General features: G+C 38.9%; 8 protein-coding genes. 4 read left to right on the top strand and 4 right to left on the bottom strand.

All coding sequences use genetic code 11. The features are described from left to right. Positions 1-719 precede the first annotated feature (719 nt). A complete protein-coding gene (locus GQR55_RS10610) occupies positions 720-1,052 on the top strand; it encodes a PBPRA1643 family SWIM/SEC-C metal-binding motif protein (RefSeq protein WP_166420562.1) in 333 nt (110 codons plus the stop codon). 109 nt (positions 1,053-1,161) lie between these two features. On the opposite strand, the gene GQR55_RS10605 is transcribed toward GQR55_RS10610, so the two are convergent. Beyond that, positions 1,162-4,230 (bottom strand): efflux RND transporter permease subunit, encoded by a 3,069-nt coding sequence (locus tag GQR55_RS10605; protein WP_166420561.1) that lies wholly within the window; start codon positions 4,228-4,230, stop codon positions 1,162-1,164. A 2-nt stretch (positions 4,231-4,232) separates the two neighbouring features. Beyond that, positions 4,233-5,315 (bottom strand): efflux RND transporter periplasmic adaptor subunit, encoded by a 1,083-nt coding sequence (locus tag GQR55_RS10600; protein WP_166420560.1) that lies wholly within the window; start codon positions 5,313-5,315, stop codon positions 4,233-4,235. A gap of 122 nt (positions 5,316-5,437) precedes the next feature. Here GQR55_RS10600 and GQR55_RS10595 point away from each other — a divergent pair, with 122 nt between their 5' ends. The 3 genes from GQR55_RS10595 (at position 5,438) to GQR55_RS10585 (ending at position 8,120) form a co-directional block, all read left to right on the top strand. Then, positions 5,438-6,340: a LysR family transcriptional regulator gene (locus GQR55_RS10595; RefSeq protein ID WP_166420559.1), complete on the top strand. Its 903-nt coding sequence runs from the start codon at positions 5,438-5,440 to the stop codon at positions 6,338-6,340. Next, positions 6,324-6,635, top strand: coding sequence for an MGMT family protein (locus GQR55_RS10590; protein ID WP_166420558.1), 312 nt, complete (start codon positions 6,324-6,326; stop codon positions 6,633-6,635). The genes GQR55_RS10595 and GQR55_RS10590 overlap by 17 nt, the downstream gene beginning before the upstream one ends. A gap of 510 nt (positions 6,636-7,145) precedes the next feature. Then, positions 7,146-8,120, top strand: a complete 975-nt coding sequence (locus GQR55_RS10585) for a transposase (protein ID WP_166420557.1) — start codon at positions 7,146-7,148, stop codon at positions 8,118-8,120. 703 nt (positions 8,121-8,823) lie between these two features. Here the strand turns inward: GQR55_RS10585 and GQR55_RS10580 are convergent. Together GQR55_RS10580 and GQR55_RS10575 are read right to left on the bottom strand one after the other, a co-directional pair. Beyond that, entirely contained in the window at positions 8,824-9,405 is a 582-nt protein-coding gene (locus tag GQR55_RS10580; protein WP_166420556.1) for a carboxymuconolactone decarboxylase family protein, read from the bottom strand. A gap of 71 nt (positions 9,406-9,476) precedes the next feature. Beyond that, positions 9,477-10,115, bottom strand: a complete 639-nt coding sequence (locus GQR55_RS10575; RefSeq protein ID WP_166420555.1) for a DsbA family oxidoreductase — start codon at positions 10,113-10,115, stop codon at positions 9,477-9,479. Positions 10,116-10,226 lie beyond the last annotated feature (111 nt).

The raw sequence follows: 10,226 nt of genomic DNA, 5'->3' as shown, positions 1-10,226 counted from the left end.
GGTGTAATAAAAAACCAAGAAGCGTTTAAGCTCCAAGAAAGTTAAATACGACCTTGAAGCTTAAAATGAGAGATGGTATCTACTATCCATCCAAAATTTTTAAACATAATTTTCTCTATTTAAATAAATTGCCTCTTTATATATGAGGCTTGGGTCTGTTGATCTTTGCGGATTGAAATTTGTTCAAACTAGGGGCTATTTAATTGCGTCGCGAGGTTTGTAACCAGTGGGCCAAGTAAAAACCGAGCAAAGCTTACGCGTCCTGCTCACGCCTATTTATGGGGAATAACCACACCGCATAGGCTTTACCTTGCCTAAACCCCAAACAGACGGCTGCAAATTTAACCTTGAAAGTTCAACTGACCCTAAAGTTAAAGGCAATTTTATTGCCTTGGTTAGCATATCTATCGCTTAATTGGTAAGTGCTTAGATAATAAAGCCAAGTCTACAGAGTATTTTAAAATTGATAATATCCCTATTTACTTAATCAGTTCATAGTAAATATATATAATAGATGATGAGGCTATTGAGTAGTTCTTAAGTTAGAGTTTTAAAACAGCGCTTAAAATCGCTTTACAGCTGTGTTTATTGGCTACTTTTAGCGTATTTACGCGAACGGGTTTATTTATATTCGCTATTAGCGCATACACCTTAGTTATATGTTGAGTAAGCTGTTAAGATGCGCCGTCTTAATAATGTAGAAAGGTTATAGAAGTAACATGTCAAAATTTTTCTTTATGGGTAAGCCCGACATAATGGGTAAAAATAACAGTAATGGATTTGCGCCAAATCGTATCGCTAAGGTAGGCACAGAGTTGCACCCGTTAACGCTAATTGTAAACTCAGCTGAACGACAATCAGAAATAGAAACCATATTAGAAGAGCATTCGCTGTTTGCTTCAATTGAAGTTAAAGCAGACGTACCAGAAGATATTCGCGAACTAGACTTTGCGCTTAGCAAGTCAACACCACAAGTATTTGATAAAGTACCAGAGCGTAACGCACCTTGTGTATGTGGTAGTGGCAAAAAATATAAAAAGTGTTGCGGTTAGTTTCTTAACAACTAAATATGTAGCCTTTCTTTTTTCATCGGTATTAAATAAAAATGCCACTGACCTTGAGCCAGTGGCATTTTTTAATGTTAACCAATTATATGTTTAACTACTTACGTGGCTCGTAATCAATTCTAAATATAACCGTGTACAGTACCGGCACTACAATGAGCGTAAGTATAGTTGCAAAGCCTAAACCGAACATTATGGTTACCGCCATTGACTGGAAGAACACATCAAATAATAGTGGGATCATACCTAAAATAGTGGTTATAGCGGCCATTGCAACTGGTCGCACACGGCTCACTCCGGAGTCAAAAACGGCCTCATAAGGTGATTTACCTTCACTTAATTCAAGATTTATTTGATCGACCAATACAATGCCGTTTTTAATTAGCATACCGCTTAAGCTTAATAAACCAAGTAGCCCCATAAAGCTAAACGGCGCATTCATTGCTAACAAGCCCGCGCTTACACCAATAATAGCCAAAGGCACTGTTGCCCAAATAATTAGTGGTTGTTTAAGCGAGTTAAAAAGTAATACGGTAACTGCAAACATAGCTAAATAACCCAGTGGTAATGAGCCAAATATTGCTTTTTGAGCATCGCTTGATGACTCGTATTCGCCGCCCCATTCAAGTTGGTAACCGCGCGGTAGCTCCATGTTTTCAATTGGACCACGAATACGCGCAAATAGTTTTGCAGGTGTTTCATCACCTAATACATTGTTATCGGCCATTACCGTGATTGTACGTTTGCGATCGCGGCGCATTATTAAGCTGTCTTCCCACTGCACAATAAATTCGTCTACAACTTGGGTCACTGGCACAAAAACACTCAGTACAGGACTATATATTTGAAGGTCGTGTACGCTTTCTACGTTTAAGCGCTCGTTTGCCGGAGAGCGTGCAATAATAGGTAGCAACTGTGTACCATCGCGATATACACCCACTTGTTTACCCGAAAGGCTTGTTAGTAATACATTGTCTAGGTCTGATTTACTAATGCCTAATCGACGTGCTTTTTGCTCGTTAAATTGTGGGCGAATCATTTTGGTACGTGCGCGCCAGTCATCACGAATATTGTAGGCGCCATCGTCGTTACCAATAAGCTCTTTAGCCTTAGCAGCTAGTTGTCTTAGAATAACAGGGTCAGGGCCTGAAAAACGTGCTTCTATTTTTGCATCAGTAGAAGGGCCAATTTCCATCGGTTTAATTTTAAGCTGTGCAGAAAGTGCATGATTGTCTGAATAATCGCGTACTGTTTGCATTACAGTTGCTACGGCTTCTCTGTCGGCAACACGAATAATCAATTGCCCATACGCCGGGTATGATTTTTCTGGTGCGTAGGTAAGCATAAAGCGCGGTGCACCTTGCCCTGTTGTGCTTGTTACTTCTTCAACAAGGTCTTCTTTTTGTAAAAACTCTTCAAGTTTTTTAACGCCTTCAATAGTTGAGCGAATATCAGAACCTTGTTCTTGCCAGTAATCCACATAAAACATAGGCGTGTTAGAGGCAGGGAAGAACGACTGTTTTACAGAGCCAAAACCAACAACCGCAGTACACAGCAAAACAACCATTAGTATAAGCGTGGTTTTTCTAAAGTGCAGTGCTAAATCTAAAATCGCTTTATAACCATTAAAAATAAACCCTTTGTATGGGTCTTCATCTTCTTGGCCTGCTTCGTTTTTAAATTCGTTTTCTTTGAACATTAAATTAGCAAAAAATGGCGTTAAGGTAATCGCTGTGATCCAGCTTAATAAAAGCGAAATAAACAACACCCAAAACAAGCTACCGGCAAATTCACCGCTGGCATCAGAGCTTAAGCCAATTGGCGCAAACGCAGTAACCGCAATGACGGTTGCCCCTAGTAATGGCCATTTTGTTTGCTCAACAATATTAATAGCCGCTTTTAGTTTTGTTTGGCCACGTTTGAGGTTTATAAGTATGCCTTCGGTGACCACTATGGCGTTATCAACCAGCATTCCCAGTGCAATAATAAGTGCCCCAAGCGATATGCGCTGCAAGTCGATAGCAAACAACTTCATAAATATAAATGTGCCCAGTACGGTAAGTAGTAAAATACCACCAATTAAAATACCGCTTTTTAAGCCCATAAATAACAGTAGTACTACAATAACAATCGCGATAGCTTCAAGTAGGCTGATAATAAAACCATCAACCGATTTTTGAACCTCTTGAGGCTGGTTATATACCGAGTTTATGTTAATACCATGAGGGCGTTGGTATTCAAGTGATGCCAAATGCTCATCTATGTGTTTACCTACATCAACAACGTTAACCCCCGTCATAAATGACACGCCAATTAGTAAAGACTGCTGTGAGTTATAACGAATAATATTGTTGGGTACTTCTGCGTACTCTCTGTAAACCTTAGCGACATCACCTAAATAAATAAGCTCATTAGCGCCAGGCTTTGAGATTAATAGTGTTTCGAGCTCTTTTACATCTTTAAACTCGCCAGTAGGGTGCAATCGAATTGATTCATCGCCTACGCGTATTTTACCTGCGTTAGATACCGTATTTTGTGATTGCAATAATGCAAAAATATGGCTTGGTGCAATACCTAGTTGCGCAAGTTTACGGGTAGATACTTCAACCATTACTTGAGCTTGTTGTTGTCCTGCAACCGTTACTTTACTAACACCTTTAACAAGGACTAGTTCGCGCTTTAAAAAATCGACGTAATCTTTAAGCTCGTCATACGAGTAACCATCGCCAGTTACCGAATACATAACACCGTAAACATCGGCAAAGTCATCCAAAATAGTACTTGGGTAAACACCACTGGGTAATGACGGAGAAAGGTCGTTAATTTTACGACGCATTTCATCCCAAATTTGGCGCAGTTGCTCTTTTCGATAAGTACTTTTCATTTCTACCGAAATTTGCGACTTACCGTTAGACGAAATAGACGTAACGTAATCAACATACGGTAATTGCTGAATCGCGTTTTCAAGAGGAAAGGTCACTTCTTCTTCAACTTGTTGCGGCGACGCGCCAGGGTACATAGTAATAACCATGGCTTTTTTAAGTGTAAACTCAGGGTCTTCTAATTGCCCTAAGTCAAAGTACGACACACTACCGCCAATTAATAGCAGCAGCGTAAACATCCAACTGATTACTTTTTTCTCTATGGAGAGTTGTGCAAAGCTCATAATTATAAGCCTCGCTCTTTATTCCATGCTCTTACTTTCATGCCTTCTTTTAATGAATGCACACCGGCAGAAACAACAATTTGACCTTCTTCAATGCCACTTAACACTTCAATTCCATCGCGGTGCAATTGGCCAATTTTTACGGCCTGCTTATGAACCTGACTAGTATTTGAATCAAAAAGCCACACGTAAGCGTTATCTTTAATTGTTTCTTGCGGCTCAGAAAATACCGATTCAATAGGTAAAATAGTATATGAAACTTGCGAGCGCGTTACTTTACTTAAATCGATAAGCACGCTGCCCGTCATACCTGCTAGTAAATTAAAGTCCTCAGGTACAGGTAGCGAAAACACAACTTTATAGGTAAGCGTTGCAGGATCAGCTTGGGTATCCCACTCTTTAATATCAAGTGTGTACTGTTTATCGTCAAAGCCGTCAAACTTTACAGTAGGGTGGTAATCGGTGCCTTTTTTAAAGCGAGCCACTATTTTTTCAGGAACCTGAATTTCTACATCCATTAAATCGCGTGTTTCTAAGCGTAATATATTTTGCTTGGCTTGAATGTTTTCAAAGTTTTTAACAAATACCTTAGCAACCGTGCCCGAGAAGGGCGCGCGTAGTTCGCTGTACTCAAGGTTTGTTTGTGCAATTCTAAATGCCGATTCGGCAATTTGCATATTAGCAGTGGCTTGATCTAGTTCTGATTGGCTGGTGATTTTTTTCTCAAACAACTGCTCAATACGGCCAAGTTGTGATTTTGCCAGTTCAAAGCGTGCTTTACGCTCGTCAAACTGTAATTGAAAATCTTCTGGGTCTAGCTTTGCTAATAAATCGCCTTTTTCAACGTGTTCACCAGCAAGTACCGGAAACTTAATAAGTTCGCCATTTACTCTAAAAGCAAGGTAAGAGCCTTGGTTTGCAACTACCTCAGCAGGAAAACTACGAATGTTAATTTGAGAATCATGACCTATGTTGAATAATTTAACTGGGCGAATGGGCTCTTCTTTAACTTGTTGTTCTGGTTCAGAACAGGCAAGTAAGCTTAGTAGTGTCGTAGTTAATAAACATAGACGAAAGAGTTTCATGTCTTCTCCGTTGCAATGATGGCAAAATAATTAAGTGCAGGATACGCTGCAAACATATAAAATAAAAATCATTAAATTTTAGAAACTCAATAAGTTTTACTTATAATGTTGCAGAGTGCTATATGAAGCTGAATCAATTACTAATTTTAGATGCAATAGTGCAAAGTGCAAGCTTAAGCGGGGCAGCATTAAAGCTGCATAAAACACAGCCTGCACTTACACTCGCCATTAAAAACTTAGAGGAAAAAATAGGTTTTGAGTTACTAGACAGAAGTAAGTACCGATTACAGCTTACTGAAAAAGGGCGGATTTTTCACAGGGAAGCACTGCAGTTATTACATGCAAATGACGAGCTGGCACAACTTGCTAAAGAGTTAGCATTAGGCAATGAGCCCCAATTTAGAATTTGTTATGAACAAATTTGCCATCTGAACAGTTATAACGAGATCATAAGTAATACTTTTAGGTTGTTTAAGCGCACAGAGTTTAACTTAACCAGCGGAAAACGCTTTGTTTCACTCGAGCAAGTAAACAGTGGCATTGCTGAACTTGGAATAGGCCCTTGGTTTGATTTATTTCATGCAACAGGGCCTTTAGAAAGTCTACCAATAGGTAAACTTAATATTGGCATTGTTGCATCTACTCAGGGTTTTAAAAAAAACATGACGTTTAGTGAATTACAAAATTGCCCATGTTTAGCCATGTTCGAAAGCGACTTGAGTATCGACAGTGATAGGCTTTCATATTCAAAAAGTTCAGTCTTGATGAAAATAGACGACGTAACTAACTTAAAATCGTTTTTACTAGCGGGCTCTGGCTGGGCAATGATGAACATAGATTATTGTGCACCCGAAATCGAAGCAGGCTTGTTACAGCAAATACATATTAACGACAGAGAGGATCAGTTTGGCATAGAAGTGCGCGCATTTAGACGCGATGCGATTCACCATGGCCCTGTAGCGAGAACTATTTGGGAGCAGTTTAAAGTACTTAGTGAGGCGTATTTAAATGAACGCAGATATTGATAAAGAAACTCTTATTTATACTGTTATCGCAGGCATACCAGTGGGTAAAGTAGCAAGCTACGGGCAAGTTGCAGGCCTTGCAGGTTATCCTCAAAACTCACGATTGGTCGGGCGCTTATTAAAAATGATGCCAAACGACTCGGTGATACCTTGGCATCGCGTAGTGAATAGTCAAGGTAAAATATCATTCCCAGCGGGTAGCGAAAAATACCAAGAACAACGCGAAAAGCTATTATCAGAAGGTATTAGCTTTAAAAGTGATAAGGTGAATATAAAATTGCATCGCTGGATTTAATTATTCAGCTTTACATACAGTTAAGTTTAATAAGGATTAATAGACGTGGATTTAAATAAAATAAAGACCGAAAACGAAAAAATAATTTTGAGTTTAAATGGCGAAGTGTGTGATTGGTTGCCTTCTTGCGAATTAACCACCATGAGGAGTCCGCAAGAAATTATAGACCGAGAATATAAATAAACTAGACATCCATCCTAAATTTGTATAAATAAACTAGACATATATGGACGCTCCCTTGAAGTCAAGACGAACTAATGTATAAACATCAAAATTGATGCCTTTATTTTATTATCATGTATCCCATTTCACAGTAATGATGCGTCACAAGCTTGCTGAAAAGCAAAGGTACTGACATATATTCGAGCTATGGTGTCATGGTTATCATGCGCCATGCTCCTAATGAGCTTCGTACCAAGGAAAAATTATAGTGACACCCATCCTAAACTTTGCACTTTTCGAAGTTAAAGACTAGCCTTTATTTAATGCATAAAACAAGCAGGGTGTCTTATGGCAATCGCAAGAAAGCGTCAAGTAAGTTTGGTTGATACAAAATACTACCACTGTATTTCACGTTGCGTGCGTCGTGCTTTTTTGTGTGGCGAGGACCGTTTTACAGGCAAGTCTTACGAGCATCGTAGAGGGTGGGTTGAAGATAAGCTGCTTGAGTTAGCCAAGGTATTTTGTATTGATGTATGTGCTTATGCCGTAATGAGTAACCATACCCATTTAGTACTGTATGTTGATGATAAAAAAGCGAATAGGCTGAATGATAAAGCGATTGTTATTCGCTGGCATAAACTCTGTAAAGGCACATTGCTAACGCAGAAATACGTACAAGGTGAAAAGCTAAGTAAAGTTGAACTTATCTTTTTTAATCAAACAGTAAAGCAATACCGAGAGCGCCTATCAAGTATCAGTTGGTTTATGCGGCTATTAAATGAAGGTATTGCTCGCAGAGCGAATAAAGAAGATAACTGCACAGGGCGATTCTGGGAGGGGCGCTTTACGTCTCAAGCATTATTAGATGAAGCCGCACTTGCCGCCTGTATGGCGTATGTAGACTTAAACCCCATTAGAGCCAAGATGGCTAAAACGCCAGAAGAGTCAGACCATACCAGCGCTCAAGTGCGCTTAATATGCGCAAAAGAAGGCAAGCAGCCAAAACAACTACTTCGCTTTGCAGGTATGCCACGCCAAATTATGCCCAAAGGGCTGCCGTTTGAGCTTAAATCGTACCTTGAACTTGTTGAGTTAACAGGACGTTGTATACGAGAAGACAAGCGAGGGTATATTGAAAGTACACACTTGCCTTTACTAGACAGGGTGAATATATCTCCAGAAAACTGGTTAAAACTCACCACGCAATTTACACGTGTATTTCATGGTGCAGTAGGCAGGCCATCCTCACAAGCAAGTTACTGTGAAAATTTAAACCGCAAGCGGCGGGCAAATATCAGTAATTGCGAAAAGCTACTCGCATAAGACTTAAACTTCTTAGTAAGAAATTAAAACTGTAATTATGCAGTTATTCTCATGCGTGTAATTTAGGTTTAAGGGTGCTAATGACTTACTAAATGGATGAAATTAAAATAACCGAGTAGGAAAGGTAAATAATTAACCTAAAAAGTAGATTTTATGGCACAGTTTTATTTTTTAATTGGAGTGGCTGTCTAGTTTAGTTTTATAATGGCACAGTTTTATTTTTTAATTGGAGTGGCTGTCTAGTTTAGTTTTAGTTTAGTTTTATTATTGGAGTGGCTGTCTAGTTTAGTTTTTAGTTTTATTTTGGCAATAAAAGAGGCATCGAAAAAATGGACGATGCCAATTCGAGACTGGCGTAATGCAATGAGTCGTTTTATCATTGAATTTGAGGAACGCCTCAGTAAGCATATTTAAAATCTAAAAACGGGCAGTTACACAGAATCCGTTACATGCTCCTTAAAGGCTATGCACTTCAGATTTGAATCTGCCACCTAATTCAGCATGCTTAAACAAATAATTAGCCCATTCTTCAGTATCTTTTATCAGCATAATAATTAAACTCAATCGGTATTTTCGTTATAACTGATCTGATCGACTGATATAAATTAAGTTCAATTCGGGCTTAATTTATTTGTGTATAAGATGTATGCCGATAGTGTAATAACGGTAGCGGCTCTCAACAGAGTCTTTAATATGTTCATTTTTATACTCTCTTTGCTATCAGCTTGGCGTTGGCCTTTTTGTCCCAAGCAAATTTTTGGAAAGGCTTATCCACTGGCGTTTCCGCGATGTGATTAACATAGTTACTGATCACTTTTTGAGACACACCAAGAATGATTTCTAATAACTGACGTTGAGCATAGCCTGCGGCGAAAAAAGCAGAAATATCTTCATCTGAAACATTACCTCGCTTACGAACCACATTCAGTGTCATATCCTGTAGGGCTTGAAGTTTCGGGGTTGGCATTGCTTTTTGATCTCTCAATGCTTCAGTTAATGAAGGGTCAACTTTCATACTGTTTGCGATAGCGGTATGAGCAGGAACACAATAGGTACAATTATGTTCAACATTAATGGTCTGCCATACAACCGTGAGTTCGTCTTTATCGAACGATGTATTAGTAAAGAGTTTACCTAGCTCTTGATACGCCATTAAAAGCTCTGGTGCTTCGGCCATTACCCCGTGTAAATTAGCAATCATGCCATTTGTTTTAAGGGAGGCTGCTAGTATTGCTTTGCTTTTTTCTGGTGCTGTTTCTACGTTATGAATATTGAATGTGTTCATTTTTATGCCTCTTATATAGTGTAGTGGTATAATTTTTCAGTCGTTATTGAATAGTTATTAAGTCGTTATTGTCAAACTAACTCTGTTAATATTTGCTTATAAGCCTCAACCGTGCGAGAGCCATTAACGAGTACTTCATTATTAAAAATTAAAGTGGGTACCACAGAAATCCCAAGCGTATGCCAGCTTGAAACCTTCTCAGCAATACGGTGTTGAGTTTTTGGGTTATCTAATACGTCAGACAAATCAGTTATCGATATACCCACTTTTTGAGCCAATTGCGCAAGTACATTTCTGTCTGAAATGTCTTTTTGGTCAGTAAAAAAGGTATTAAATAACTGCTCTTTCAGCTCAGTTTGTTTACCGGAGTCTTTTGCATAATCCAGCAAAGTATGCGTATCAGTCGTATTGACGACACGTGACTCATCTGTGAAATTAAAAGTGAACCCCGCTTCCTGACCTAGCTTCGTGATATTGGCGCGATTTGCATCACCTTCTTGCTTAGTTCTTCCGTACTTACGCGTTCCATAATCGTAAATATTTTCACCTTCTGGTGCGATATCAGGATTAAGGAAGAATGGCTGCCATGCAACGGTAACCTTGTCTTGTAAGTCTAATTCAGAGATGGCTTGTTTTAGCCGTGTATAGCCTATTGCGCACCAAGGGCAAACGGCATCAGACACAAAATCTATCTTTATCTTTTTAGTCATAATATCCACCAAGTGGTTAATCATTGTTGATGGACGTATTATGAATTAACCTCTTGGATAGATAATCATGAGTTTTTTCCAATAATTGTGGAAGTATATGCCACAATAGAT

This window comes from Pseudoalteromonas sp. Z1A8, from assembly GCF_011378855.1.
Classification (GTDB): Bacteria; Pseudomonadota; Gammaproteobacteria; order Enterobacterales; family Alteromonadaceae; genus Pseudoalteromonas.
This window is presented reverse-complemented; position numbering and strand designations above follow the sequence as displayed.

Bases quoted from the DNA above. Each gene is read 5' to 3' on its own strand.
- GQR55_RS10610 (WP_166420562.1), top strand. From the start codon at position 720: ATGTCAAAATTTTTCTTTATGGGTAAGCCCGACATAATGGGTAAAAAT.
- GQR55_RS10605 (WP_166420561.1), bottom strand. From the start codon at position 4,230: ATGAGCTTTGCACAACTCTCCATAGAGAAAAAAGTAATCAGTTGGATG.
- GQR55_RS10600 (WP_166420560.1), bottom strand. From the start codon at position 5,315: ATGAAACTCTTTCGTCTATGTTTATTAACTACGACACTACTAAGCTTA.
- GQR55_RS10595 (WP_166420559.1), top strand. From the start codon at position 5,438: ATGAAGCTGAATCAATTACTAATTTTAGATGCAATAGTGCAAAGTGCA.
- GQR55_RS10590 (WP_166420558.1), top strand. From the start codon at position 6,324: ATGAACGCAGATATTGATAAAGAAACTCTTATTTATACTGTTATCGCA.
- GQR55_RS10585 (WP_166420557.1), top strand. From the start codon at position 7,146: ATGGCAATCGCAAGAAAGCGTCAAGTAAGTTTGGTTGATACAAAATAC.
- GQR55_RS10580 (WP_166420556.1), bottom strand. From the start codon at position 9,405: ATGAACACATTCAATATTCATAACGTAGAAACAGCACCAGAAAAAAGC.
- GQR55_RS10575 (WP_166420555.1), bottom strand. From the start codon at position 10,115: ATGACTAAAAAGATAAAGATAGATTTTGTGTCTGATGCCGTTTGCCCT.